The sequence below is a fragment of the Nostoc sp. genome, assembly GCF_036919555.1.
GTDB lineage: Bacteria > Cyanobacteriota > Cyanobacteriia > Cyanobacteriales > Nostocaceae > Nostoc.
In genome coordinates, this window is sequence record NZ_JBALCS010000122.1 from 1 (window position 1) to 25142 (window position 25142).

Consider the following 25142-nt stretch of genomic DNA (forward strand, 5'->3'; position numbering starts at 1 on the left):
TGGATGAATGAGGATAAAAGGTGGATGAATGAGGATAAAAGGTGGATGAATGAGGATAAAAGGTGGATGAATGAGGATAAAAGGTGGATGAATGAGGATAAAAGGTGGATGAATGAAGATAAAAGGTGGATGAATGAGGATAAAAGGTGGATGAATCCCAATACTGTTCGGTTAAGAATATAGCGATTCTCAGTTTAGCCCAATACAGACCTAACCCCCAGCCCCTTGCCTTCTAGGGAAGGGGGGTAAGATTTAAAGCCTCTCTCCTTTTAGGCTAGGGTGTACACACAAGTCATCGAATTACCCAAAACAAAAACCTCACCCTGTCCTGACTTTAATCCCTCTCCTTACCAAGGAGAGGGACAGGTTTTGCTACGCAAAACCAGGGTGAGGTTTCTTTGGAGTATTCGATAAAGCGTAAATTGCTTCAAGACAGATTTGTGTGTACACGGTAGGTCAGAGTGTATTGCATACAAAGAAGAACCGCTACACATTTCTATTTTTTAGGCAAAACCTACGCAGTATTGCCTCTTACTTTATCTCCTCACTACCTATTCTTCGTTAATCGGTAAATTCGTTGCCAGAGAAGATTAGCACTATCCGCATCTCCTTGATGTTCTTTGAGTAATGCCAGATGAGTCAGCGCCTCTTCGTGAGTAGGTTGTAAATAAATAGCTTTTTGAAAAGATTGTGCCGCCCGCTCATTTAGTGCCATCGCTTGCTGCACCTGACCGAGTAAAAGATATGCTTCAGTACTCACCTGATTTTGGTTGAGATAGTCGTTGCATAGTTTAACCGCCTCATTCAAACGACCTTGGTCGGCCAAAGCTCTAGCTATTTCTAACAAATTTACCTTTAGGTCTTTTGGCGATATGGGGTTCTGGGGAGCAACATTTAACCTCTCTTGTGCAGCAAACTTAGAATGGGTTTTTTTCGATAGCTGTCGCCTGTTGAGAATATCTATATTTTTGCCTGTTAAGCCTTGTCTTTGAAGATTGGGATGATGATTTTTGCGAACATTTTCGCACGCTGTGGACTTTCGATGAGCAACTACTGAATATTGACGAACTGATACCAATTGAGTTTTTAACAATAACCAAGCTTCAGCTTGTCCAACAAATAAGAAGCCTTCTGGCCTTAGCAACCTTTCTAGGACTTGAATGGTGCGATCTTTTGTTGTCAGATCGAAGTAAATCAACAGGTTACGGCAAAAGACTACATCATAAAGCGGCCTGTCAGCTAGAAAAGCCGGATCTGCCAAGTTACCATTAATAAAATTCACCATGCATCTCACCTGTTCACACAGGTGGTATCCTGACTCAGTTGGCTGAAAATAGCTCTCTTGAAATGATCGGCTATTGCTACGAAACGAGTATTGATTGTAGATTGCTCGTTGAGCTTTTAGCAAGCACTTTTTGCTAATATCAACAGCATCGATGTGAATCTTTATAGGATTTAATCCTGCTTCTAATAGAGCGATCGCAATGGAATATGGTTCCTCACCTGTTGCACACGGGACACTCAAAACCCGCAGTACGCCCTGGGGATTTGCTGGCAACCACTCAGATAATACGTAATGCTTCAGAAATGCAAAGGACTCTGGTTCTCGAAAAAACCAAGTTTCTGGAACAATTACGCTGTCAATCAGTGCTTCCCATTCTTGGGTAGATGCTTGCAATTTCCCCAGGTAGTTAGCAATATCCGTTATACCGCAATCTGCCATCCGTTGAGATATTGCGCTTGCGATCGCATCAGTACCAATAGAGTTTGCATCTAAACCAATCTTGCTTTTTAGTAAAGCTTCAATCACAGATTGTGCCATTTATTGAGTCTTCAGACCAATCTAAAATCAAGTATTGTGATCACTTTCTGGCAAGAGATTGAGTTGCTGTGCTTCTGAGAACAAGTACTCAACGCGAAGACACTGAATCATCCCTTGCTCGTCTACAATCATTTTGCCCAAATATGGCGCTCTATCTATCTGGATATTGGGATTAACAAATTCAGACTCAGACTTGTGTAATGTTTCTACAACTTGTTCTGTCATCAAACCCAAAATATAAGGAGCCTTAAGTTCTGGATTATTACTCCCCCAATAATTGACTAATACAATTCTAGTACTCAGGTACTCACAAGAGGGTTTGCCACGCATCAACTGACATAAATCGATTACTGATACAATGCGTCCGCGATAGTTAAAAACACCAGCGATATACTCAGGCTGGTGGGGCAAAGTTTTGAGCAGGACAAGTGGTATTACTTCTACAACCTGTCGGCTTTCTATGGCATATCGCTCATTCCCGATGTTGAGAAGTAACATTAACATTAATTTACACCTCCAGGGCTACCTTTTGTATTCCTTGTAAGCTATGCAAGACGCCTATCCTACGGTGATGAAAAATTTATTGCAGGCATATTCTAAAAACTATATGTTACTTTGTCAGAGTTTTAGGGAAATCTATTACTAGAACCTTAGATATGAATAAAAGTAGATTTTTTCCGATATTTACTTCTATGTAATGACGTATTGTATAAATCCCCATTGTCCAAAACCTGTTGACCCACTGAATGCAAACAACCTTATTTGTCGTAACTGTGGGTCAGAAATACTGTTGCAAGGTCGCTATCGGGTAATTAAACAACTAGGACAAGGTGGCTTTGGTAACACTTTTGAAGTTGACGAGTGTGGGAAAACTAAAGTCTTAAAAGTGCTGACTGAGAATAACCTCAAAGCCATTGAACTGTTTCAGCAGGAAGCAAAGGTTTTGAGTCAGCTAAACAGTGCGGGTATTCCCAAGGTAGAACCAGATAGTTATTTTACTCTTTTACCTAAAAATAGCTCTGTACCATTGCACTGTTTAGCAATGGAGAAAATTGAAGGCGTAAATTTAGAGCAGTGGATGGAATTTCGTAATTATCAACGTATTTCTGAAGCTAAAGCTCTCAATTGGCTCAAACAAATTGAACGAAATTGAAAAAGCGTTACAAATGCCTAAAATACTATGGCAACAAACGACAATTCAATCAACCAATGGGTCTAAATCTGCTGCGTCATCTAGTTCTGTCGTTACTATATCGCTTGGTGGAGTCAAATCACTCAATGCTGCTTCTAAGCAAACTCAGACAAGTAAAAAACCTTGGCAAATTTTTATCGGCTTAGGAGTGGGATATTTTGCTGTTGTTACTGCTGCTCTTAACCTACCAAACAGTAAAAGCCCAGTTTCTGTTTCTCCTCAAGAAAAGGCCCCACTGGCTATTCCTAGTTCAGTTCCTTCACCAGTTACCAAAGTTGATGAAACCCCAACAAATGCTCAACCTCAACCCACAATAAGCCCTCTAACTTTGCCTACATCGGACACACTAGAAATCGAACAAGCTCAAAGAGAAGCTATAGAAAAAGAAAAAAATCAGGCTGCTTTAAAAGTAGAGCAAGAGAGACAAGCGGCTATTAAAAAAGAAGCTGCTACAGCAGAAAGAGAGCAGCTAGAGGCTGTGATAAGAGAAAAAGAACATCAAGATGCTTTAGTAGCACAAAAAAGGCAACAAGCCGATAAAGACCGACAAACAAAAATTGAACTTGAAAAGACTCAAGCTCTCACTGTAACATCAGAGTTTGATAACCAAGCTTCATTATATATGGGGCAAAATCTGCCAATTTCGGCTCAAGCAACTTTTCCTAAAGGTAGCAAAATAAAGCTAGAAGTTGCGCGAACACAAGAACAGCAAATGATGGGCCTGATGTATCGACCCGCTTTACCAGATAACCGGGGTATGCTGTTTGTATTTCCCTCAACCCAACCAGCAGTCAGATTCTGGATGAAAAATACCCCCGTATCTTTGGATATACTTTTTCTTCACAATGGGGTAATCAAGTATATTGAGACTGCTGCACCTCCCTGTAATAGTGAGCCTTGTCCCACCTACTACAGTCCTTACGTACCAATAGACCAAGTAATTGAACTGAGGTCTGGACGAGCAAAAGAATTAGGTTTACAGATAGGTGATAATGTCAAAATTGAGATTAACTAACCATATAATCCTACCCACCCAACCACCTTAGATATCGTAGTTTATAGGTTAGGTTGACGTAAGAAAACCCAACAGCAACAAACTTAATTTTTATCAAAAATACCTGATACCCTTAATTTCAGGTTGCCATGTATGACAATATCTGTAAATTCATTGCCGAAAACTTCAAAGATGACTTAGCAACTTGGTTACTTGGTTCACCGATTAAATTAACAGAACTTAGCCCTACTGAATTATCAAGCGAACCAATTCGCGCCGATTCATTAATTTTATTGCAATCTGATGATTTAGTTCTGCACACCGAATTTCAAACCGACCCTGATGAAGGTATCCCCTTTCGGATGTTAGATTATCGGGTTAGGGTTTATCGGCGCTTTCCTAACAAAGCAATGCGCCAAATAGTAATCTATTTGAGAAAAACAAGTTCAGAATTAGTCAGGGAAAACAGTTTTAGATTAAACAACACTTACCATCAGTTTGAGGTAATACGCCTGTGGGAAAAACCTACAGACAGGTTTATGAGTATTCCAGGTTTATTACCCTTTGCGGTGCTAAGTCAGACAAACGATCCTACAATGGTATTAACCCAAGTAGCCAAAGCAGTTGAAGCAATTACCGAGCGCCATCTGCAAAGAAATATAGCTGCTGCTAGTGGAATTTTAGCAGGTCTGGTGTTAGATAAAAATGTAATTAGCAAGATTTTAAGGAGTGAGATTATGCGCGAATCAGTCATTTATCAACAAATCCTAGAAGAAGGCGAAGCCAAAGGCGAAGCTAAAGGCGAAGCCAAAGGTAAAGCAGAAACAACAAGAAAGTTGGCTTTAAATTTGTTGGGAATTGGAATGAGTTTAGAGCAAATTGCTCAAGTTACTGAATTACCTATTGAGCAAATTCAAGTTTTACAAGAGGAGATTCAAAAATCTTAACTTTAACTAATCACTTTATAAAATCGCGGCTACACAAGCAAAACCCGCGATCGCTTGCACCACTACAACAGGTCTAATTCCGGCTTGTTCTGTACCAACAACGGGATTGAGATCACACAAAAGCACATCTCCCCGTGTGATATCTACCACTGAATTTCCCCACGCGCCAAGCGTTCTTCATAATCTTCTAAATTAGATAAATAGTCAGAAAAATCTGATTACACTATTTCCACTGACTCGCTAAACTGAAGCCATAGTTCCCAGTTTTTAGCGCTATGCTTCATTAGTAGGAAGTCTATAAAATCATTCACTTCATGAAGTAAAGATTCTGGCATTTGCCGGATTTTACCAATGGTTTGATCCTGTATGCTCATAATAAATGTTTTTAGCTCGATTTATCTTTATCGACAAAAAACAAAGACCTGGAGATTATAAAACCCAGGTCTAAAATTCAAACTAAAACTCAGCACTTTGCGGTGTACGCGGAAACGGAATCACATCACGAATATTTCCCATACCCGTCATAAATTGCACGAGTCGTTCAAAACCCAAGCCGAAACCAGCGTGGGGGACAGTACCATAACGACGCAAATCAAGATACCACCACAAGTCTTCTGGGTTTAATCCTTGTGCTAGCACTCGGCGTTCTAGAACTTCCAAGCGTTCTTCGCGCTGGGAACCGCCAACAATTTCGCCAATTTTGGGTGCGAGAATATCCATTGCGCGGACGGTTTTTTCATCGTCGTTTAAGCGCATATAAAAAGCTTTGATTTGCGCTGGATAATCTGTAACGATCGCAGGCTTTTTAAATAATTGTTCAGCTAGATAGCGTTCGTGTTCTGATTGTAAATCTAAACCCCAACTCACAGGGTATTCAAATTTCACATCAGCTTTTTCTAAAAGTGCGATCGCTTCTGTATAAGTTAGGCGCTCAAATTGATTATTAATAATATTTTCGGCTGTTGTCAACACAGATTTATCAATGCGTTCATTGAAAAATTCCATATCTTCTGGGCAAGTTTCCAACACATATTTAAAAATGTGTTTCAGAAACGCCTCAGCTAAATCCATATCGCCTTCTAGGTCGCAAAAAGCCATTTCTGGCTCAACCATCCAAAATTCTGCTAAGTGGCGGGAAGTATTGGAATTTTCTGCACGGAAGGTAGGGCCAAAGGTGTAGACGTTAGAAAACGCCATCGCCATCACTTCTGCTTCCAACTGGCCGCTAACTGTTAAATATGTGGGTTTGGCAAAAAAGTCTTGGCTGTAATCTACTGCTTGGTTTTCTGTGCGGGGAATATTCTTTAAATCCAAACTGGTAACGCTAAACAGTTCACCCGCGCCTTCGCAATCGCTAGCAGTGATGATCGGTGTGTGTACCCACAAAAAGCCTCTTTCGTGGAAAAATTGATGAATTGCTGTCGAACAAGCATTTCTGACCCGGAAAACTGCACCAAAAGAATTGGTACGCGATCGCAAATGTCCAATGGTTCGCAGAAACTCAAAGGAATGGCGTTTCTTTTGCAGGGGATATGTATCGGGATCAGCTTCTCCGTAAACTTTCACTGTTTCGGCTTTCAACTCAATTCGCTGTCCTTTACCAAGAGAAGCCACTAATACCCCTGTCACCTCAACAGCAGCACCTGTATTCAATTTTTTCAATATAGCTTCATAGTCTGGCAAATCTTGATTAATGACGACTTGCAAATTAGCTAGTGATGAGCCGTCATTGACTTCAATAAAAGCAAACCCTTTGGAATCGCGTTTCGTCCGCACCCAGCCTTGCACTTGGAGAGACTCATCAGGTTGACCACTTCGCAATATTTCTGCAATCCGTCGATTTACCATATTTACCCAGCATAAGACTTTAATATCCAGCCTATGATAACGCCCATTCCACCAAAGCGGACGACTTGCCAGAAAGGTTTTTTCAGGCTACGCCAAGAAAATAACTGGCTTTCTAAGTTTAGTTCTAGCATTTCCAACTGCTGTTGAATTTGCCGTAACTCTGCTTTGAATTGTGGTGTCTGAGATTTATTGTGCTTCAGTTGATCCCGGTGCTGTTGCCATTGTGCCTGTTGTTGGCGATCACGTTGCACTTGATCATACCGCTCTTTTAAGGACAGGAGCGATCGCTCTACTTCCTCTAGTTCTTGTTCAAAATCTGGTTCTGGAGTTTCCCCTGGCGGTTGTGATTGTTTAGACGGCTTCATGTACAAGTAGTAAACTAAGATGAATATGAGCCAAACTTTAAAAGTCAAGAGTCACTGGTTATTAATCAAATGACAAATGACAAATGACAAATGACAAATGACAAATAACAAAAATTATGTCTCAATCTACCCAGCTGCCTAAAACCAGTCAACTGAATGAACTTAGTACTCTGGAAATAGCTCAAGCCCTAATGGAAAGGCTGACTATTTCCCCTAATGATTGGCATCGCCTCAAGTCTAACCGCAATTCCCGCGCTAATGAACAAGTGGCAGCAGCTATTGTGTATCTTTTAAAAAATCAGCCACAAGAAGCTCAAGCTAGATTAGAACAAGCAGTTGGTTGGTTAGATCGCTCTATTTCTGCGCCTCCCTGTCCGACTCACGGGAAAAGTTAGGAGTTAGGAGTGATGAGTTAAAAGTTTTAAATTATTAACTCCTAACTCCTAACTCTTAACTCCTAACTACGTTATCGTCGCAGAGATAATCCCCGGCGATTTTCCATTTGTTTACAAAGCCTCAATTCTGTGCCTTTGCGATTCCACTCTACCTGATCAAAAATTTGATGGAGAAGAGATAAACCACGACCACTTTCTGCCTCATCTGGTGGGAGATAGTCTGTTAATTCTTCATCACTACTAGATGAAGGAGTAAAGCCGCTACCCTGGTCTGATATTATCCACCAATATTGATTATCTATTAAGGAAAAGCGCACTACAACTGTTTTACTTGGATCAAGATTATTGCCATGTTTAGCGGCGTTTACTAGGGCTTCTTGAAGTCCTAGCCGCAATTCTGCTTGTAACTTTGCTGGAATTTCTGCCAACAGTAAATCTAATATTGGACAAAGATAGAGGGTTGAGGCAAAACTAATAGTGCCCCAATAACGTCCAACTGGACGGAGTGAAATAGTAATCACAAGAGATACCCCATAGCTTTCAGTTAGCTAGACATCAGTTTGCTATTACAGGCACCCTGATAAAACTTGAGGTGGTCATGCTGCCTTCAAACTTGCGTCTTTAAAACTAAATTTTGAAAATGCTAGGGAGCATTGACTTCATGTATGAGTTGGGATTGTTTAGATATATAGCGGCTGGAATAAGTTTGATAATCAAGTCAGCAACTTAAAAAGATGCTAGTAATTTAAGAGAGTATTGGCATACTCTAGCTAATTGCCGATTTGTAATTTACACAATCCAATTTCACATTTTTAAGAGCCTATGCAACTTGAATTTCTTTAAACAAAACGAATTTCTATTTTTAGCTTAATTCAATTTTAGCATCTTTAGTATGCAGTAGACTAAAAATTTCAAATTTCAGTTTTTGTAAAGGAATTATCACCCTTGTCCAAATGTGATAGCACAAGAAAGGCGGCAGCTTCAACATGAGCAGTTTGAGGAAAAAAATCAGCAGGTTGCACCCGTGTGATAGTATATTGCCCATCTTGACAAAGCAATTTCAGGTCGCGGGCGAGGGTAGCTACTTTACAGCTGACGTAAACAATCCGAGATGGTTTCAATTCCCGTAAAGTGTCGAGGAGGGCGCGATCGCACCCTTTACGTGGCGGATCGAGTATTACTACTTCTGGTGTTGTGCCCATTTTTGGCAGCAATTTTTCTACTGCCCCGACTTGGAATGTCACATTATCAATTCCGTTGTGGTGGGCATTCAAAATAGCTTGGTCTACTGCTGCTGGTTGCACTTCTAATCCTGTAGCTTGGCGTACTTTTTTGGCGAGGGGTAAAGTTAAAGTTCCAATACCACAATAGGCATCAACTAGCAACTCATGCCCTTGAAGATTGAGTTCTGATTGAATTACCTGCAATAGTGCCTCTGCTGTTTCTGTATACACTTGGAAAAATGTATCTGGGCGTACTTGAAATTCCAGTCCAGCAAAAATTTCACGCAGGTGGGGGACTCCAGCGATGCAACGGGTTTGTGATCCAAAGATAGCATTTGTGCGATCGCCATTGCGATTGAGCGACACTCCCACTAACTGGGGATAGCGCTTTAACCATTCCTGGGCTTGGGTTTCAATTCCTGATAAATTCCAGTCCTTCACCACCAAAGTCAGCAACATTTCCCCAGTGTGTCGGCCAATGCGTAAACCGAGATGGCGAATTTTTCCAAGGTGGCGCTGTTCGTCGTAAATTTGCCAACCCTGCTGCTGAATATCCTGCTTAACTTCCGCAAGTAAGGGATTTAATCGCGCGTCTTGGACTGGACATTGATTTAAGTTAATTAATTGGTGACTACCTTTTTGGTAGTATCCAGCTTGTACCTGTCCAGTTGCCGATTTGCCCAGAGGATATGTAGATTTGTTACGGTAGTTGAAAGCAAAAGGGGCAGCGAGTACCTGATCTACCGGTGGTTGGACAAAACCGCCAATGCGTTCCAAAGCTTGGATAACTTGATTTTGCTTGGCTACTAGCTGGTAATTATAATCAATATGCTGCCACTGGCAACCACCGCACTTGTCAGCCACAATACAACTAGGTCTAATCCGGTGGGGTGATGGTTCCAATAGCTCCTGGAGCTTCCCGTGGGCGTATTTGGGTTTAACATGTACTAAGCGGACGATCGCGCGATCGCCTGGTACACTATCTGGGACAAACACTACACGCTCATCAGCGCGTCCCACTCCATCGCCTGTATCACTCAGATTAGCGATCGTAACTTCAATTAATTCACCTTGTTGCCAAATCATTTTAGTCATTGGTCATTAGTCATTGGGCATTGGTCATTGGGCATTGGGCATTGGGCATTAGGCATTGGGCATTGGGCACAAGAGGCAGGGCGCAGGGGGCAAGGGGGAGAATTAAAAATTACCTCTTTCCCCTCTGCTCCCTACTCCCCACTCCCTCATCTCCCCAAACAGATAAATTCAATACATAAGTAGCTCCGATCCCTTCACTTGTGTACCTCCGACTCGCTAAACTAACAGATAATATTTCAGGTGATTTCAATCATCATGACTGTAATTAGCCAAGTTATTCTCCAAGCCGACGACGAACTGCGTTATCCCAGCAGTGGCGAACTTAAAAATATCAAAGACTTTTTGCAAACCGGCGTACAACGGACGCGGATTGCGTCTACCTTAGCCGAAAACGAAAAAAAGATAGTTCAGGAAGCAACCAAACAACTTTGGCAGAAGCGTCCTGACTTTATCTCCCCCGGAGGTAATGCTTATGGAGAACGTCAACGCTCTCTATGTATCCGTGATTTTGGCTGGTACTTACGTCTAATTACTTATGGCGTACTTGCCGGTGACAAAGAACCAATTGAAAAAATTGGTTTGATTGGCGTGCGGGAAATGTACAATTCATTGGGCGTTCCCGTGCCTGGAATGGTAGAAGCGATCAATTCCCTCAAAACAGCCTCCCTTGGCTTGCTGAGTGCGGAAGACGCTGCTCAAGCAGCACCCTACTTTGATTACATCATTCAAGCGATGTCTTAATACAAAGTGTGTGCTGGTTCTAGGAGTATACTTGCGGTTTACTAGAGTGAGTGCAAGATATTACCGCTCGATAGGCATAAGATCCCGAATTTGATCATATCTTCCCCACATTTGGTAGTGACTCTGGCAAAATCTCTGTCAAGTTATCAACCAGTTGTGGGGAAATTTTATTGGATATGGGCATTGGGCATTGGGCATTGGACATTGGGCAAATGACAAATGACAAATGACATCCAAATACAAAAAACCGACAGTCCTTGATTAAGGCTGTCGGCAATTAAGTGTGTTCCCTATTAATGACTCGGCTAGAGTTCAGTTGTCATTAATTATGCCAAGCTTGCGATCGCAGGGAGACGATCCTAATCATACATAAATGTGATTCTCGTCACTTGATTGTTACAGCTAAACTGCATATACCGGAATAATCTCTGAGTTTCAGTACATATCCGCAAAATATAGTGTCCTAAATTGCAGTATAATTACTTAGTTAAACTATCTTTAAACATGGCGCTTTAATTTACAGAAAAGTAGAAGTGCGTAGCTTGCCGCCGTAGGCATCGCACTTTGCAACATAAATTAATTTAGCATCCCAAAATACTTTTAACGCCATTCACCAACACAGTTACTAATTCAAGTGATGCGGTGGTTGCAGTAATTGTATTAACCATTGCTGCTACTGCTGCTGATATCGCCTCTATACTAGCTCCTGCTATAAGTATTGTTATTACTGTACTTGCAATAAAAACAATTCCAGTAGCAGCTATACCCGAACCAACTGAAATTCCGCCAACTATAAAAATAACAATAGTCCATTCCAATGGATTAGAACTGTGACAAGCCTGAATAAAGAGGATTATAGGAAAATTCATTTTGCTTACTTAAATGTTGCATTTAGTTAATATTTATTTGACAAATAAGTCTTTATTTCTTAAAATAATTGTGAAATTACTCGAATAATTATCAACCTTCAGCTTTTGGCTAAGAAATTACGTATTTTTGCAGTTGCTTTGATTGAGCAAATCACAATGGCGCGATAAGCTAGAGTTAGCAGCAGAACTGATTTACAACGTCTTGCAACAAACCTAGCTTGGGGTAACGATGGCAACAGAACAAAAGCACAGCACTTATTTATCAGAAGCCGAAAACCGTTTGCGTCAACTTCCTCCTGAGAAGTTGCGAGTAGCTGTTGCAATTATTGCTTATTTACAAAAAACAGAAGAAAGCGAAGCTACTGAAAAACTATTATTAAATATTCCTGATTTTGCCGAATCTTTCCGCGAAATTCAACAAAATGAAGACAAATTAGAAAATACTGCCTCAAATCAGATTGCCTCAGATGAAGAAGTATGGCAGGCTTACTTAGCAGTTGAAAAAAAATGGGAAGAGGTTTTTCGCCGCCTTGCAGACTCCTAAATTCCTGACTATTTCTCAAGTCTTAGATATTCACCAACGCCAAATTCAAAGATTTGGTGGAACATCAGGTGTCAGAGACGAAGGCTTGCTAGATTCAGCATTGGCACAACCTCAAGCCACCTTTGGCGGTGAACTTCTCCATCCAACAATTCACGAGCAAGCAGCAGCGTACCTGTACAATTTAGCAATGAACCATCCATTTATTGATGGCAACAAGCGCACTGCATTTGCGGTTATGAATACCTTTATAACCTTAAACGGCTACAGTTTGAACTTATCGCAAGAGCAAGCTTACAACTTGGTGATTCAAGTAGTTCAGAAAGAAATATCCAAAGAAGAATTATCTGTATTTCTAGAACTGCAACTACAGGGTAAGTAAATCGATAGAATAATGCTCTGTACAATTGGTGCATAATTTCCATGACCGCCACATCTCCTGCTTTCTTTTCTCCCCAAGAAATTGCTGCTGAAGGTTTAAAGCCAGAAGAATATGAAGAAATTGTCCGCAGGTTAGGGCGTCATCCCAACAAAGCTGAACTGGGAATGTTTGGGGTAATGTGGTCAGAGCATTGCTGTTACAAGAATTCTCGGCTTCTACTCAAACAATTTCCCACCGATGGACCCCGCATCCTTGTGGGTCCTGGTGAAAATGCTGGTGTTGTAGATTTGGGCGACGGACTCCAACTAGCCTTTAAGATTGAATCCCATAACCACCCCTCAGCTGTAGAACCATTTCAAGGTGCAGCAACGGGAGTAGGCGGTATTCTCAGAGATATCTTTACAATGGGTGCGCGTCCCATTGCTCTATTAAACTCACTGCGCTTTGGTTCCCTAGAAGATGCCAAAACTCAAAGGCTGTTCCAAGGCGTAGTGGCGGGAATTTCACATTATGGTAATTGCGTTGGGGTACCCACAGTGGGCGGTGAAGTTTACTTTGACTCTGCTTACTCTGGTAATCCTCTGGTGAACGTTATGGCACTGGGGTTGATGGAAACAGCAGAAATCGTCAAATCTGGAGCATCTGGCTTAGGCAACCCCGTGCTTTATGTTGGTTCCACCACTGGGCGCGATGGTATGGGAGGCGCGAGTTTTGCTAGTGCAGAATTAAGTGATCAGTCAATAGACGATCGCCCTGCTGTGCAAGTGGGCGATCCATTTTTGGAAAAGTCGTTAATTGAAGCTTGTCTGGAGGCGTTTAAGACGGGTGCAGTTGTCGCCGCCCAAGATATGGGAGCGGCGGGGATCACCTGTTCTACCTCAGAGATGGCGGCAAAAGGCGGTGTGGGAATTGAACTAGATTTAGATCAGATTCCCGTCAGAGAAACAGGAATGATTCCCTATGAATATCTGCTTTCGGAATCTCAAGAACGAATGCTGTTCGTTGCCCACAAGGGGCGTGAGCAGGAATTAATCGATATTTTCCACCGTTGGGGACTTCAAGCCGTTGTCGCCGGTACAGTCATCGCTGAACCGATCGTGCGGATTTTCTTCCAGGGTGAAGTAGCAGCAGAAATTCCGGCTGAAGCTTTGGCGGAAAATACCCCACTATATCATCGGGAATTGTTAACAGAACCCCCAGAATATGCGCGTCAAGCTTGGGAATGGACTCCTGATTCCTTACCTGATTGCACAACTGCTGGAATAGAACTCCAAGGACACCTGCAAAGTTGGAATGATATTCTGTTAACTTTGCTCGATACACCCACGATCGCTTCTAAAAACTGGGTATATCGTCAGTATGACCATCAAGTACAAAATAATACAGTAATCCTACCAGGTGGTGCAGATGCGGCTGTTATCCGTTTGCGCCCCCTTGAAGAAATCCCCAATCTAAAATCCCAAATCCCAAATCTAAAATCAGGGGTGGCAGCGACGGTAGATTGCAATCCTCGTTATGTTTATCTTGACCCCTACGAGGGAGCTAAGGCAGTGGTGGCAGAAGCTGCACGCAATCTTAGCTGTGTGGGTGCAGAACCTCTGGCGGTGACAGATAACCTAAATTTTGGCTCTCCAGAAAAACCGATTGGTTACTGGCAATTGGCAGAAGCTTGTCGCGGTTTGGCGGAAGGTTGCCGAGAATTGGCCACACCCGTCACGGGCGGAAACGTCTCTTTGTACAATGAAACTCTCGATTCCGAAGGCATCCCACAACCAATCTATCCCACTCCTGTTGTGGGTATGGTAGGTTTGATTCCCGATATAACCAAAATTTGTGGACAAGGTTGGCAAGCATCTGGTGATCTAATTTACCTATTGGGATTACCCATACAATCCAAAATCCAAGTTGCGCTTCCAGCGCCCCAAAGGTGCGACCCAAAATCCAAAATTACTCTGGGAGCATCTGAGTATTTAGCCACTATCCACAGTACTGTTGCTGGAAAACCGCCACGGGTAGATTTTGACTTGGAACGCCGCGTCCAGAAAGTTTGTCGTGAAGGAATTCGTAATGGTTGGGTACGTTCAGCCCATGATAGTGCTGAGGGAGGAGTGGCGATCGCAATAGCAGAATGTTGTATTGCTGGCAAGCTTGGTGCCGAAATCAATTTAGAAATAGCACCAATGCAGTTAAACCGCCTCGATGAGGTGCTGTTTGCCGAAGGTGGTGCCAGAATTTTAGTTTCTGTAGCATCAGAACAACAAGAAATTTGGGAATCATATTTACAGGAACATCTTGGTCAAGAGTGGGAAAAATTGGGTGTAGTTGGTAATTTTGAGACTGATTTGGGGGTTTTCACCACTGATAACCAAACCTTAATCAAAGTTAGTATCGAAGATATGAGCGATCGCTATTCCCATGCGATCGTCAGACGTCTCGCCATCCCCACCAAGACCCCCAAAGAAGTTAGGAGTTGAAAGTGAGGAGTTAGGAATAAAAAGCATAACTCCTAACTCCTAATTCCTAACTCCTCACTCCTAACTGATTTGTTAGGCATAATTACGGTACTGTTTTAATAGATGGTTAAAGATTTGTTAAGAACTCTACCACCATCTATCCAGATAATCCCAGTGACTTGACTACCGATTTTAGATTTTGAATTTTAGATTTTGGATTGGGGGCGTTGCTTCTGGTTCATGTCTTGCTCCTACTGGGCGAAACAAATCTAAAATAGCCACTCTCAAATCCCAAGCCGCATCCCTACTATGGTGCGATCAATCCAAAATCGTCAATCTAAAATCCCAAATTGATTGACCCCCCCACCAGGAGCAAAGCTAGCATGATTTCTATTCATTCTGTCACTTCGGATGAATACCCCGATCAGACCAACAACCCAATCAATAGTCATGAAAATCAGTCTGACAAGCCAGAAGAAGCTTGTGGTGTTTTTGGCATCTACGCCCCAGGAGAAAACGTTGCTAAACTGACCTACTTTGGATTGTATGCCCTCCAGCATCGGGGTCAAGAATCAGCTGGTATTGCCACCTTTGAGGGAACACAAGTACATCTTTACAAAGATATGGGCTTGGTGTCTCAAGTCTTTAATGAATCCATCTTGGATCAATTGCCTGGTAGCCTTGCTGTTGGTCACACTCGTTATTCCACCACAGGTTCTAGCCGTAAAGTTAATGCCCAACCCGCAGTACTGGAAACCCGTTTAGGTTCATTGGCACTAGCACATAATGGCAATTTAGTTAATACTGTGCAACTGCGTCAAGAGTTGGTTGAGAATAAATGTAACTTAGTCACAACAACAGACTCAGAAATGATTGCTTTTGCGATCGCCGAAGCCGTCAATGCTGGCGCAGATTGGCTAGAAGGTGCAACTCAAGCATTTCACCGTTGCAAAGGAGCCTTTAGTTTAGTCATTGGCACTCCTAGTGGCGTCATGGGTGTGCGTGACCCCAATGGCATTCGCCCCCTAGTAATTGGCACTTTGCCTGGTAATCCAGTCCGTTACGTTTTGGCTTCGGAGACTTGTGGTTTAGATATAATTGGAGCCGAATACCTGCGAGACGTGAAACCAGGTGAATTAGTTTGGATTACTGAAGAAGGTCTAGCTTCCTATCATTGGAGTCAACAGTCCGAGCGGAAATTGTGTATCTTTGAGATGATTTACTTTGCTCGCCCTGATAGTGTCATGCACAACGAGAGTTTGTACAGCTACCGAATGCGGTTAGGGCGGCAATTAGCTCAAGAATCTGCTGTAGATGCCGATATTGTCTTTGGTGTTCCTGATTCTGGTATACCTGCTGCCATCGGATTTTCCCAAGCTTCTGGTGTATCCTACGCCGAAGGACTGATTAAAAATCGCTATGTTGGGCGAACTTTCATTCAACCAACACAAATGATGCGCGAGTCAGGTATCCGCATGAAACTCAACCCCCTCAAAGATGTGCTGGCAGGTAAACGAGTAATCATCGTAGACGACTCGATTGTACGGGGTACTACCAGCCGTAAACTAGTCAAAACCTTGCGTGAGGCTGGTGCAGTAGAAGTACATATGCGAATTTCTTCTCCGCCTGTAACTCATCCCTGCTTCTATGGCATCGATACCGATTCTCAGGATCAGCTGATTGCTGCTACTAAGTCAGTCGCCGAAATTGCCAAGCAACTGGAAGTAGACAGCCTCGCCTATCTCAGTTGGGACGGAATGCTAGAAGCGACACGAGAAGACACCAATAGTTTCTGTTCTGCCTGCTTCACTGGAGATTATCCTGTAGCGATTCCTGAGCTAGTGAAGCGTTCTAAGCTGAGTTTAGAAAAGGTAGTGGTGTAGAGGCTCCGACAGACTGAAGTCTGCCGCTACACAAACAAAGCCCGCCTGCGCGGGCTAAATAAATGCTTTCAATCTCAGGTTAGAATTGGTAAATCATTCAACAGTCATGGTTTATGAACCAGCCGATATCTGAGAGAGTGCGCTGGAATACCGCCGATTTAGAGTTGTTTCCAGATAACGGGAACCGCTATGAAATTATTGACGGAGAATTGTTTGTGACCAGAGCGCCTCACTGGAATCATCAAAAGACTTGTGTCAGAATTAGCACTTTTTTGGATAATTGCTCACAGACTACTGGTTTGGGAGAAGTTGTGACTGCTCCAGGCATAATATTTTGGCGATAATGATAATGTGATTCCTGATGTGGTTTGGGCTAGCAACGGGAGATTGCCCTTACTTTTAGACGAGGCGGGGCATTTGACTGGTGCGCCAGAACTGGTAATAGAGGTTCTATCTGCTGGTATTGAGAATGAAAAGCGAGATCGGGAACTTAAGACAACTTTCGCTATTAGACTCAGAAACTAAAGTTTTACTCAGCAAGAGGTGTCAGAGAATATTGGATTGTGGATTGGCGCAGGCAAAAGGTGGAAGTATATCGACGTGAACAAGCGAGTTTAAAGTTAGTTACTACGTTGTTCAATGGTGATGAGTTGAGTTCGCCGATATTGCCTGATTTTACTTGTGCGATGTCTACGACGGGCTACGTCTACGCATCCTTATTTACTTAACACAAGTTCGCAGAATTGACGTAATTTCTTACTATTTGCAATGAATATGGTAGGCAAAACCCAACGCCAGATGTTTCTCCTTTGGCGCTAGCCTCTCGCGGATGGGAGAAGGGCAGACGCTGCGCGTAGCTTGCTTGTATTGCAGGGGTACAAATCGGGGAACCAGTCCAATGCACTAGCTCACCTACGTGTATTTCAAAAATTACAGCAGAATTCAAGTATTTGAACCACATCTGTCGTAGGGGCACAGCAATGCTGTGCCCTTACTGCGTAGTCTATTTACCTGAAAATAGCTGTAAATAGGAGTCCTATATATCTTCATAATAAATGTAGATATTACTTTAATTTTTAAAAAATCTTACCACATTGAAATACTAATACTATATAGGACTCATATCTGATTTTTGAACAAGATTTCGGATAAAACCCTGATCAAACGGGATTTTCAGTCTCAGTATGTTTTCAGAAATCAAATCGGATTCCTATATTTGCAACCATTTAATATTTAAATTTTTATCTTTTTAACGTAATTATGAATTTCAAAAAAGCTAATTAGTGATTATACGGAGACTTTATGATAACTAATTTTTAGCATTCTTTTATAAAAATAAGAATAAATCTTCCGAGAAATATAGACAAGTAAATAAAAAATAAGTATTAATTAATCCATGGGTTCTGTTTTATTAAATCTAACAGTAGCTGCTCATTGCTCTGCTTTTATTGTGTAAATAATAAAAGCAAATTAATATAGCAATCCGAATTTAATCGTGAAAAAATACGGAGATTAAAAGTACGCATTTATTTATAAGTTTTTCAGCCTTTTACTCTCTTACAAATGATTTAGGCTCGCTATATAAATAGCAATATCATCAAGGCTAATCATAAAGTTTAAAAAATCTTGTCTTAAATAAGTTGGGACTATGGAGATGGCTTTTAATTTAGATACAAATTTTCAAATAGATGTAGATCATATTAATTTAAAAGAAGCATATTCAACAGTATTTGGTTTACATAATCCGAAGATTCCTTTTGTCATTTGGTTACTAGAGAATCCTAATAGCCCCTTGGCATTACCTGGTAAAATTAGTCTTCACGATCATGATTATATTCACATACTTTTAGGTAGAGGGATTTCTCCTCAAGATGAAGCTTTTGTAATTGGATTTACTATGGGAAACGATTTAAATACTAATAGAATGCATTTATTGATATTTAAGTTTTTTGCTCAATTTATATATCCATATCCATATAAATTTTCTAAATTAGATTTAATAAATTTTGACTTAGGTTTTATTTATGGCAAAAAAATTAAAATAAAACAAATGAATGAGATAGTTTTTGAAAATTATCACAATGAAACCATAAATTATCTCAGAAATTATTTTGGGATTAGTGCTGATGAGATCCAACTAATACGACATTTTGAAACTTGGTTAATGCCCGATTCTAATTATATCTAAAACAAGAGTATGAAAATGCACCTACCTTATAAACTGAGATTTCTTCCCTCTCACATAGTAACTGTAACAGTACTGCTAACGTTACTTTTATTTATTCCTCAAATTTGGCTTAATTGGCAAGCATATTATCATTTCAATAGGATTACTAAAAATGAATTTCAACTCCAAAAACTCAGTGATAAAATTATCTATTTTGATGAAGTATTAACCATGTCGGCTCGCATGAATGCTGTTACAGGTAAACTTACTTGGGAACAACGGTATCGGCAATTTGAACCTCAACTCGATGTCATCATTAAAGAACTTATTAAACTAGCTCCTAAAACATATGAAAATGAGGACACCAAAAAAATTGATGCTGCTAATCAGCAGTTGGTCAGAATGGAGTATCAATCTTTTGATTTAGTCAAGAAGAATCAAAAAGAAGCAGCCCAATTACTATTGTCTAGTCCCGAATATGAAATTAATAAACACATTTATGCCGATGGTGTTGCTAAAAGAAACCGTAATATCTCACTTCAGTTACAGCAGGCAGTTGCTGAATATCGTCAAAGAATATTTTGGGCAATTTTAGAATCTATCATAAGTTTAATAATACTTATTCCGGCATGGTTTTTGGTATTAAATTTATTGCAAGAATATTTAAAAGCAAAAAAAATCGCTCAAGCTGCCTTAGAAGAAGCTAATTATATATTGGAAAAGCAAGTTGCGACGAGAACAAAAAAATTAAAGCAGAAAAATATTCAACTACAACAGACACTGCAAGAATTGCAAAACACTCAAGTACAACTGATTCAAACTGAAAAGATGTCCTCACTGGGTCAGCTAGTCGCTGGTGTTGCTCATGAAATTAATAACCCCGTTAATTTCATTTATGGTAATTTAATGTATGTTAGAGAATATATTCAGCAATTACTAACTTTAACTAATCTCTACCAGCAACAATATCCTGATGACAACCCAGAAATAACTATTTTAATTGATCAGATAGATTTGGAGTTTCTTATTGATGATCTGCCGAAAATCTTATCCTCAATGGAAGTTGGTACTGATCGTATCCGCGAGATTGTGCTAACCTTACGGAACTTCTCCCGTCTTGATGAAGCGGAAATGAAACCTGTTAATATTCATGAAGGAATTGATAGCACGCTGTTAATTTTGCAGCATAGTCTCAAAGGAAAATCCGAACAGCAAGAAATTACAATTATCAAAGACTATGGTAATTTGCCTCTTGTAGAATGTTATGCAGGAGGATTAAATCAGGTCTTCATGAATATCCTGAGTAATGCTATTGATGCTTTACGTCAACAGGAAATGGAGCGCTTAAAAGAGGAGATTAAACAACACCCTAGTTTCATTACTATTTATACTGAAATTAAAAATCAAGAGTGCGTAGTTATCAGCATTAAAGATAATGGTTCAGGAATAACTGAGGAAGTTAAAACTAGATTGTTTGACCCCTTCTTTACTACTAAACCTGTAGGCAAAGGTACTGGTTTAGGATTATCTATTAGTTACCAGATTGTAGTAGATAAGCATAAGGGAAAAATTAAGTGTGTTTCTGCACCTAAAAAGGGGACAGAATTTGTGATTGAAATTCCTATCAAACAGATAAGGCAAGCAAAAATATTAACAAAGCCAGATAGTAAAGTTAGGGAGTGCCTCTAGGGATAAGCTGTTTAACTGTGCTGCAAAAACTCAACCTTGGGTAATAACGGGTCAGTCACAATACCCACACCGCTAAAACCCCAGCGTTTAAGTAAGTTTCCCAACTGTGTACGTGCAATAGATTCCACAGTAAAGCGGTTTGCTACTTCTGCCGCATGGGTATTGAGATAGCTTAAGGCATCAAAGTTTTCCTGAAACAGCAATAAATAACCTGATGTTTCGGCATCAGGACGAGCGATGAGATAATTACCGTCAGTTTTTGAGCGCACCAAGTAATAGACTTCAGACAGCATGGAGATGAGGTTAAACCAATGACTAATGACTAATGACTAATGACTAATTGAGATTTTCTAGGCGAATGCGTGGGTCGGCGGCTTTTAACATCAAATCGGCGATTAAATTGCCAAGAATCAGCAACACTGCGCCCATTATCAAGCTTGCCATTAACAAATATAAATCTTGAGCTTGTAAAGCCTGTAAAGTCAACCTCCCTAAACCGGGCCAGTTGAAGAAAAATTCGGCGATGAAGGCACCGTTTAATAAACCAGCTAATTCAAAACCCAATAAGGTAATCAAGGGATTTATGGCGTTGCGGAGTGCATGAACATAGATAACGCGGTTTTCTGGCAGACCTTTGGCACGAGCCGTTTGGATATAATCTTGGCGCAGCACATCCAATAATTCGCCGCGAGTGATCCGTTGTAAACCAGCAAAACTTGTAATTGAGAGGGCGATCGTGGGTAAAATCATGTGCCAGCCGATATCTAAGATTCTGCCAAACCACGACAGTTCCGAGTGATTGATGCTAGTCATGCTACCCACTGGGAATAAAGGCGAGGTGAGTTGGGCGAAAACCAGCAGCGCTAAGACAGTGATGAAAATGGGAAAACCTTGTCCGGCGTAACTAATCACCTGTAAAACCCGGTCTGCTAGCTTATTTTGGTTAACAGCAGCAAAAATCCCTAGAGGGATAGCGATCGCCCATGTGACAATTAAAGATGCAATCGCTAATAGCAAAGTCGCTGGAACCCGTTCCCACAACAGCGATGCCACTGAACGTTGATAAATAAAACTCGTGCCAAAATCCCCTTTTGTCAAGATTCGCCATAGCCACAGCCAAAATTGCTCTGGCCAAGACTTATCCAAACCAAACTGCCGCTTGATTTCCTCAATTCTTTCAGGAGATATCTTCGGGTTTTGCCGCAGCGTATCTACATAATCACCGGGAGCGAGTTGAATAATGAAAAACGACAACGCTGCCGCCAAAAACAAAGTCAGTAGTGCCTGCAATAGCCGCTTTGCGACATAAACAAAAGTTTCGCTCGTGACTAGCCTGATTAGCCAATCCCGACCTGTCTCCAATGAAATTCTCGTAGATGTCATTTATCTTTTGTCCTTTGTCATTTATCTTTTGTCCTTTGTCATTTATCTTTTGTCAGTTGTCAGTTGTCAGTTGTCCTTTGCAAATGACTAATGACCAATGTCTAATGACTAATGACAAATAACTAATGACAAATAACTAATATTCAATTAGAGAGATAATCGGCACATCCGGCAAATATTTACGCCCTTGTAAATCCCGTAGCTCGATAATAAACCCAAACCCTACTAGTTCGCAGCCAATCTTCTGTACTAATTTTGCTGTCGCACTCGCAGTTCCACCCGTGGCAATCAAATCGTCCACAATCAAAACTCGGCTCCCTTGGTGTAAAGCGTCTTGATGCACTTCTAGGCAGTCTGTACCATATTCTAGTTCATACTCAATTGAGTGAACGGCTGCTGGTAACTTCCCTTTTTTGCGGACGGGAATAAAACCAACTCCTAATTTATAAGCCAGAGGTGAGCCAAAAATGAATCCCCTCGACTCTATACCGATGACATAATCCGCGGTTATTCCAGCTTCGTTGCATTTTTGTGTTAAAAAGTCAATAGTATAGCGCAGTCCCTCTGGATCGCGCAGCAGCGTAGTAATATCCCGAAATAGAATTCCGGGTTTGGGGAAATCTGGGATGTCACGAACGAGAGACTTCAAATCCATAAAATAGGGGATGGGGAGTAGGGAGTAGGGAAAGTTAGGAGTGAAGAGTGAGGAGTTATTAATTTAAATTCATAGCTATCCCAATCCCCAATGCCTAATTTCAGATACCTGAAAAATCGTACACTATAATGTCATACGCTGGGAGTCGAGGCTGAAGCTTCGCCCTTCATTGACGATAATTGGAATCTAAACCAAGCTAGAAAAGGTATTGCACTAATAAATGAGGTGAATTAACTGATGTTTTAAAACTTTGATTTCAATATAGGGAAATCTTTGAGTAGAAAGAGTTAACTAATGTATATATCAGGTAGTCATGCTACTGCTACAAGTCTAATGTTCAAGTCTTGGCTACCGATCTTAAATTTGTTTTATCTAGTCTGTTGGAACCGCACAAGGTATTTATAGAATGAATGTCTCAGCAAGTTTAACGCCGTTCAACAGTCCAACCCAAGACTCACTGCCGACGGTTCTGGACACTTTACCAGATCCTGCGATCGCTTCCAAGACGTGTCCTCGAAGAACGCGGTTGCAAATTGATCTGATTTTACTGGCAATTGAAGCTTTAGAGCTTGGTGGTTCGGAAGCAATCCTGGCTTTTGCTCAAGAGTTGAATCTTAAAGGAATTGTTAAAGACAGGGTGAATTTATGGCGGATGCGTAGCTCTAACCCGCTACGAAGAGCGCACATGCGCCGTCCCTTAACTATTATGGAAGCAAAAGCTCTGGTGGTTATTGCTTGCTACATGGCGCGGCGTTTAACTGTTGTCATCCGCCAGTTACTAATGATATGTCAACAAATGGAAGAAAAGCAGATTCCATTAGAACAGAATTTGCGCCTATCTAATTACCTAGAGCGGTTTCGAGCGCATTTTAAGAGCCGGATGAATGCTCGCCGTTCTGGTTTACTGGCATTAAGCTCTGATGAAAAATTAGATGAGCTAGCGATAAATTTGTTAGGACAATTACTATTTTGTACCGGTACAGCTGGAATGCAGAGGTTCTGGATTAGTCTTTTTGACGGTGAAGTGGAATGAATATTCAACGTAAGTACAGTCTACCTAATTGTACACTGCTTTTAGAGGGGTTAAGTGATGTTACTAGGGCTGCACAGTTCCAGGAAATGCGCCCGGAATTATCAATATTGGTAAATGCAGAATGTACTTTATCTGGTTACAATCAACCCCTAACGGGAGGGCGAGAATTTTTTGAAAGTTTGGTGAGGGCTGTTAGTGGCTATGCCCAAGAATTTTTAAGTAGTGTACCCAACCCGCAAGCACACAACCAGGAATCGGAGCTAGTAGAGTTTCAGAAAGTTAACAGCAACCGACACAGGTTAATCATACATTCAGAAGGTGTTCCAGAGGGGTTCGAGTCTCACTCTAAAAATTCCAAACGTCCGCCGATTGAAATAGATTTGAATACGGAGCAGTTGTTTGATTTAGTGGAAGCAGTGGATCAGTTTTTTGCTGATAGCCAAACTTTACCAGAATTATCCCTAGAACTACAACCAGTTACCAGACGCTATGGCGGTGCTAGTCAGGCTTTGATCAGGCAAGCAGTTCCTGCTGCTGTGGGAGTATCAACTTTAGCAGTAGCAGCGATCGCTTTTAACTTGATTCCACCTCCCCAAATGCGTCCACCGCAGCCAGATGAGCAAAGTAGCTCTACAACAAAAAGCATCACTCCTCCAGTATCAGTTGCTGCAACTCCCATCGCTGCTGCAACTCCCATACAAACACCAACGCCCACAACTAATGCAAAGCCGGTAGTTAAAGATTTAGAAGCACTTTTAAATACGGTTCCAGAAATTACTGATCCATCGCAGTTACGTGCATTGAATCGCCAAGTGTACAACCAAATTCATCCAGCTTGGACTAATCGCTCAGGATTGAACGACGATTTAATTTATCGTCTGGGTGTAGCTGCGGATGGAGCGATCGTTGGTTATAAAGCATTGAATAAAGAGGCGAATCTAAGAGTCGGGCAAACTCCTCTGCCTAACCTACTTTACAATCCTGCTAACCGCACTCCCATTTCTAATGAACCGATCGCCCAATTCCGAGTAGTGTTTAATACAAAAAGTGTACTAGAAGTTAGCCCTTGGCGGGGATATGCTACTACACCAGAGGTACTCGGCGCAAAAATTACTGACTCTAATATAGTCAAAGGTTTAAACCAAAAACTTTATAATACAGTTCGCCAAACCTGGAGTGGCACCCCCACCTTTACACGAGATTTGAAATACCGGGTAGCGGTTAACAAAGATGGTGTAATTGCTGACTATGAACCACTCAACCAAGTCGCCTTTGACTATTTCCGGGAAACACCCCTTCCCAAGATGTTCAATGCTATCTACGGTTCCAATGTAGCAGCTCCCAACAATAAAGAACCTCTCGCCCACTTTCAAGTGATATTCAAGCCTAGCGGCAAACTTGAAGTCACTCCTTGGGAGGGATATCAATAATAGGGTATTGGGCATGGGGTATTGGGCATGGGGCA

Annotated in this window: 29 protein-coding genes; 17 read left to right on the forward strand and 12 right to left on the reverse strand. The window is 41.4% G+C overall.

Annotation, left to right across the window (positions count from 1 at the left end; genetic code table 11):
- Positions 1 to 183 (forward strand): hypothetical protein (locus tag V7K36_RS32540; protein ID WP_335122027.1); only part of this gene is annotated, 183 nt, incomplete at its 5' end.
- Between the two features lie 364 nt (positions 184 to 547).
- Here V7K36_RS32540 and V7K36_RS32545 read toward each other — a convergent pair.
- Both V7K36_RS32545 and V7K36_RS32550 read right to left on the reverse strand, forming a co-directional pair.
- A complete protein-coding gene (locus V7K36_RS32545) occupies positions 548 to 1822 on the reverse strand; it encodes a CheR family methyltransferase (RefSeq protein WP_335122029.1) in 1275 nt (424 codons plus the stop codon).
- A 27-nt stretch (positions 1823 to 1849) separates the two neighbouring features.
- Positions 1850 to 2326 (reverse strand): chemotaxis protein CheW, encoded by a 477-nt coding sequence (locus V7K36_RS32550; protein WP_334833430.1) that lies wholly within the window; start codon positions 2324 to 2326, stop codon positions 1850 to 1852.
- Positions 2327 to 2519: 193 nt separating this feature from the next.
- Between V7K36_RS32550 and V7K36_RS32555 the strand changes: the two genes are divergently transcribed.
- The 3 genes from V7K36_RS32555 to V7K36_RS32565 all read left to right on the forward strand — a co-directional run bounded on the left by V7K36_RS32555 (position 2520) and on the right by V7K36_RS32565 (position 4955).
- Entirely contained in the window at positions 2520 to 2975 is a 456-nt protein-coding gene (locus V7K36_RS32555) for a 4-Cys prefix domain-containing protein (RefSeq protein ID WP_335122031.1), read from the forward strand.
- A gap of 595 nt (positions 2976 to 3570) precedes the next feature.
- Positions 3571 to 4029: a DUF192 domain-containing protein gene (locus V7K36_RS32560; RefSeq protein WP_442944258.1), complete on the forward strand. Its 459-nt coding sequence runs from the start codon at positions 3571 to 3573 to the stop codon at positions 4027 to 4029.
- A 128-nt stretch (positions 4030 to 4157) separates the two neighbouring features.
- The gene (locus tag V7K36_RS32565; RefSeq protein ID WP_335122033.1) at positions 4158 to 4955 is read left to right on the forward strand and encodes an Rpn family recombination-promoting nuclease/putative transposase; all 798 of its coding nucleotides are present in this window, start codon (positions 4158 to 4160) and stop codon (positions 4953 to 4955) included.
- A gap of 15 nt (positions 4956 to 4970) precedes the next feature.
- Here the strand turns inward: V7K36_RS32565 and V7K36_RS32570 are convergent, their stop codons facing one another.
- The 4 genes from V7K36_RS32570 to V7K36_RS32585 all read right to left on the reverse strand — a co-directional run bounded on the left by V7K36_RS32570 (position 4971) and on the right by V7K36_RS32585 (position 7168).
- The gene (locus V7K36_RS32570) at positions 4971 to 5105 is read right to left on the reverse strand and encodes a type II toxin-antitoxin system PemK/MazF family toxin (RefSeq protein ID WP_335122035.1); all 135 of its coding nucleotides are present in this window, start codon (positions 5103 to 5105) and stop codon (positions 4971 to 4973) included.
- Between the two features lie 68 nt (positions 5106 to 5173).
- A complete protein-coding gene (locus V7K36_RS32575; RefSeq protein ID WP_335122037.1) occupies positions 5174 to 5329 on the reverse strand; it encodes a DUF2281 domain-containing protein in 156 nt (51 codons plus the stop codon).
- A gap of 82 nt (positions 5330 to 5411) precedes the next feature.
- The gene (gene asnS / locus V7K36_RS32580; protein WP_334830533.1) at positions 5412 to 6803 is read right to left on the reverse strand and encodes an asparagine--tRNA ligase; all 1392 of its coding nucleotides are present in this window, start codon (positions 6801 to 6803) and stop codon (positions 5412 to 5414) included.
- A gap of 2 nt (positions 6804 to 6805) precedes the next feature.
- A complete protein-coding gene (locus tag V7K36_RS32585; protein WP_334947042.1) occupies positions 6806 to 7168 on the reverse strand; it encodes a hypothetical protein in 363 nt (120 codons plus the stop codon).
- Between the two features lie 116 nt (positions 7169 to 7284).
- On the opposite strand from V7K36_RS32585, the gene V7K36_RS32590 reads away from it, so the two are divergent.
- The gene (locus V7K36_RS32590) at positions 7285 to 7563 is read left to right on the forward strand and encodes a DUF6439 family protein (protein ID WP_334830530.1); all 279 of its coding nucleotides are present in this window, start codon (positions 7285 to 7287) and stop codon (positions 7561 to 7563) included.
- A gap of 71 nt (positions 7564 to 7634) precedes the next feature.
- Here the strand turns inward: V7K36_RS32590 and V7K36_RS32595 are convergent, their stop codons facing one another.
- Together V7K36_RS32595 and rlmD are read right to left on the reverse strand one after the other, a co-directional pair.
- Positions 7635 to 8084: an ATP-binding protein gene (locus V7K36_RS32595; protein WP_334830528.1), complete on the reverse strand. Its 450-nt coding sequence runs from the start codon at positions 8082 to 8084 to the stop codon at positions 7635 to 7637.
- A gap of 390 nt (positions 8085 to 8474) precedes the next feature.
- On the reverse strand, positions 8475 to 9881 hold the full coding sequence (gene rlmD, locus V7K36_RS32600) for a 23S rRNA (uracil(1939)-C(5))-methyltransferase RlmD (protein WP_335122039.1): 1407 nt from the start codon (positions 9879 to 9881) through the stop codon (positions 8475 to 8477).
- A 255-nt stretch (positions 9882 to 10136) separates the two neighbouring features.
- Between rlmD and V7K36_RS32605 the strand changes: the two genes are divergently transcribed.
- Complete coding sequence (locus tag V7K36_RS32605; RefSeq protein WP_335122041.1) at positions 10137 to 10622, forward strand: allophycocyanin subunit alpha-B; 486 nt, start codon at positions 10137 to 10139, stop codon at positions 10620 to 10622.
- Between the two features lie 581 nt (positions 10623 to 11203).
- Here V7K36_RS32605 and V7K36_RS32610 read toward each other — a convergent pair.
- Complete coding sequence (locus V7K36_RS32610; RefSeq protein WP_335122043.1) at positions 11204 to 11491, reverse strand: hypothetical protein; 288 nt, start codon at positions 11489 to 11491, stop codon at positions 11204 to 11206.
- Between the two features lie 229 nt (positions 11492 to 11720).
- Between V7K36_RS32610 and V7K36_RS32615 the strand changes: the two genes are divergently transcribed.
- From V7K36_RS32615 to V7K36_RS32645, 9 genes are all read left to right on the forward strand, one after another.
- Complete coding sequence (locus tag V7K36_RS32615; protein WP_335122045.1) at positions 11721 to 12035, forward strand: hypothetical protein; 315 nt, start codon at positions 11721 to 11723, stop codon at positions 12033 to 12035.
- A complete protein-coding gene (locus tag V7K36_RS32620) occupies positions 12022 to 12414 on the forward strand; it encodes a type II toxin-antitoxin system death-on-curing family toxin (protein ID WP_335122047.1) in 393 nt (130 codons plus the stop codon). Before V7K36_RS32615 ends, V7K36_RS32620 begins: the two co-directional genes overlap by 14 nt.
- Positions 12415 to 12455: 41 nt before the next feature.
- Complete coding sequence (gene purL, locus V7K36_RS32625; RefSeq protein WP_335122049.1) at positions 12456 to 14888, forward strand: phosphoribosylformylglycinamidine synthase subunit PurL; 2433 nt, start codon at positions 12456 to 12458, stop codon at positions 14886 to 14888.
- 362 nt (positions 14889 to 15250) lie between these two features.
- Entirely contained in the window at positions 15251 to 16750 is a 1500-nt protein-coding gene (purF, locus tag V7K36_RS32630; RefSeq protein ID WP_335122051.1) for an amidophosphoribosyltransferase, read from the forward strand.
- A 113-nt stretch (positions 16751 to 16863) separates the two neighbouring features.
- Positions 16864 to 17094 carry a Uma2 family endonuclease gene (locus V7K36_RS34370; RefSeq protein ID WP_442948539.1) on the forward strand — a complete coding sequence of 77 codons (231 nt, stop codon included), beginning with the start codon at positions 16864 to 16866 and terminating at the stop codon, positions 17092 to 17094.
- A 7-nt stretch (positions 17095 to 17101) separates the two neighbouring features.
- Positions 17102 to 17275: a hypothetical protein gene (locus V7K36_RS34375; protein ID WP_442948540.1), complete on the forward strand. Its 174-nt coding sequence runs from the start codon at positions 17102 to 17104 to the stop codon at positions 17273 to 17275.
- A 38-nt stretch (positions 17276 to 17313) separates the two neighbouring features.
- The gene (locus V7K36_RS34380; protein WP_442948541.1) at positions 17314 to 17478 is read left to right on the forward strand and encodes a hypothetical protein; all 165 of its coding nucleotides are present in this window, start codon (positions 17314 to 17316) and stop codon (positions 17476 to 17478) included.
- A gap of 926 nt (positions 17479 to 18404) precedes the next feature.
- A complete protein-coding gene (locus V7K36_RS32640) occupies positions 18405 to 18938 on the forward strand; it encodes a hypothetical protein (protein ID WP_335122053.1) in 534 nt (177 codons plus the stop codon).
- A gap of 15 nt (positions 18939 to 18953) precedes the next feature.
- The gene (locus V7K36_RS32645; RefSeq protein WP_335122055.1) at positions 18954 to 20606 is read left to right on the forward strand and encodes a sensor histidine kinase; all 1653 of its coding nucleotides are present in this window, start codon (positions 18954 to 18956) and stop codon (positions 20604 to 20606) included.
- An 11-nt stretch (positions 20607 to 20617) separates the two neighbouring features.
- Here V7K36_RS32645 and V7K36_RS32650 read toward each other — a convergent pair whose 3' ends face one another.
- From V7K36_RS32650 to V7K36_RS32660, 3 genes are all read right to left on the reverse strand, one after another.
- Positions 20618 to 20899: a hypothetical protein gene (locus V7K36_RS32650; RefSeq protein WP_094339700.1), complete on the reverse strand. Its 282-nt coding sequence runs from the start codon at positions 20897 to 20899 to the stop codon at positions 20618 to 20620.
- Between the two features lie 43 nt (positions 20900 to 20942).
- Positions 20943 to 21989, reverse strand: a complete 1047-nt coding sequence (locus V7K36_RS32655; RefSeq protein WP_335122057.1) for an ABC transporter permease — start codon at positions 21987 to 21989, stop codon at positions 20943 to 20945.
- Positions 21990 to 22125: 136 nt separating this feature from the next.
- Positions 22126 to 22644: an adenine phosphoribosyltransferase gene (locus V7K36_RS32660; protein ID WP_292761274.1), complete on the reverse strand. Its 519-nt coding sequence runs from the start codon at positions 22642 to 22644 to the stop codon at positions 22126 to 22128.
- Between the two features lie 406 nt (positions 22645 to 23050).
- Here V7K36_RS32660 and V7K36_RS32665 point away from each other — a divergent pair, with 406 nt between their 5' ends.
- Together V7K36_RS32665 and V7K36_RS32670 are read left to right on the forward strand one after the other, a co-directional pair.
- Positions 23051 to 23677, forward strand: a complete 627-nt coding sequence (locus V7K36_RS32665) for a DUF3038 domain-containing protein (RefSeq protein WP_335122059.1) — start codon at positions 23051 to 23053, stop codon at positions 23675 to 23677.
- A complete protein-coding gene (locus V7K36_RS32670; RefSeq protein ID WP_335122061.1) occupies positions 23674 to 25107 on the forward strand; it encodes a DUF4335 domain-containing protein in 1434 nt (477 codons plus the stop codon). The genes V7K36_RS32665 and V7K36_RS32670 overlap by 4 nt, the downstream gene beginning before the upstream one ends.
- Positions 25108 to 25142 lie beyond the last annotated feature (35 nt).

Excerpts from the sequence above, each read along its gene's own strand:
- V7K36_RS32665 (WP_335122059.1), top strand. The coding sequence starts at position 23,051 with ATGAATGTCTCAGCAAGTTTAACGCCGTTCAACAGTCCAACCCAAGAC.
- V7K36_RS32670 (WP_335122061.1), top strand. The coding sequence starts at position 23,674 with ATGAATATTCAACGTAAGTACAGTCTACCTAATTGTACACTGCTTTTA.
- V7K36_RS32655 (WP_335122057.1), bottom strand. The coding sequence starts at position 21,989 with ATGACATCTACGAGAATTTCATTGGAGACAGGTCGGGATTGGCTAATC.
- V7K36_RS32555 (WP_335122031.1), top strand. The coding sequence starts at position 2,520 with ATGACGTATTGTATAAATCCCCATTGTCCAAAACCTGTTGACCCACTG.
- asnS (WP_334830533.1), bottom strand. The coding sequence starts at position 6,803 with ATGGTAAATCGACGGATTGCAGAAATATTGCGAAGTGGTCAACCTGAT.
- V7K36_RS32565 (WP_335122033.1), top strand. The coding sequence starts at position 4,158 with ATGTATGACAATATCTGTAAATTCATTGCCGAAAACTTCAAAGATGAC.
- V7K36_RS34370 (WP_442948539.1), top strand. The coding sequence starts at position 16,864 with ATGAACCAGCCGATATCTGAGAGAGTGCGCTGGAATACCGCCGATTTA.
- V7K36_RS32615 (WP_335122045.1), top strand. The coding sequence starts at position 11,721 with ATGGCAACAGAACAAAAGCACAGCACTTATTTATCAGAAGCCGAAAAC.
- V7K36_RS32575 (WP_335122037.1), bottom strand. The coding sequence starts at position 5,329 with ATGAGCATACAGGATCAAACCATTGGTAAAATCCGGCAAATGCCAGAA.
- V7K36_RS32650 (WP_094339700.1), bottom strand. The coding sequence starts at position 20,899 with ATGCTGTCTGAAGTCTATTACTTGGTGCGCTCAAAAACTGACGGTAAT.
- V7K36_RS32585 (WP_334947042.1), bottom strand. The coding sequence starts at position 7,168 with ATGAAGCCGTCTAAACAATCACAACCGCCAGGGGAAACTCCAGAACCA.
- purF (WP_335122051.1), top strand. The coding sequence starts at position 15,251 with ATGATTTCTATTCATTCTGTCACTTCGGATGAATACCCCGATCAGACC.
- purL (WP_335122049.1), top strand. The coding sequence starts at position 12,456 with ATGACCGCCACATCTCCTGCTTTCTTTTCTCCCCAAGAAATTGCTGCT.
- V7K36_RS32590 (WP_334830530.1), top strand. The coding sequence starts at position 7,285 with ATGTCTCAATCTACCCAGCTGCCTAAAACCAGTCAACTGAATGAACTT.
- V7K36_RS32545 (WP_335122029.1), bottom strand. The coding sequence starts at position 1,822 with ATGGCACAATCTGTGATTGAAGCTTTACTAAAAAGCAAGATTGGTTTA.
- V7K36_RS32550 (WP_334833430.1), bottom strand. The coding sequence starts at position 2,326 with ATGTTAATGTTACTTCTCAACATCGGGAATGAGCGATATGCCATAGAA.
- V7K36_RS32645 (WP_335122055.1), top strand. The coding sequence starts at position 18,954 with ATGCACCTACCTTATAAACTGAGATTTCTTCCCTCTCACATAGTAACT.
- V7K36_RS32660 (WP_292761274.1), bottom strand. The coding sequence starts at position 22,644 with ATGGATTTGAAGTCTCTCGTTCGTGACATCCCAGATTTCCCCAAACCC.
- V7K36_RS32610 (WP_335122043.1), bottom strand. The coding sequence starts at position 11,491 with ATGAATTTTCCTATAATCCTCTTTATTCAGGCTTGTCACAGTTCTAAT.
- V7K36_RS32605 (WP_335122041.1), top strand. The coding sequence starts at position 10,137 with ATGACTGTAATTAGCCAAGTTATTCTCCAAGCCGACGACGAACTGCGT.
- V7K36_RS32640 (WP_335122053.1), top strand. The coding sequence starts at position 18,405 with ATGGCTTTTAATTTAGATACAAATTTTCAAATAGATGTAGATCATATT.
- rlmD (WP_335122039.1), bottom strand. The coding sequence starts at position 9,881 with ATGACTAAAATGATTTGGCAACAAGGTGAATTAATTGAAGTTACGATC.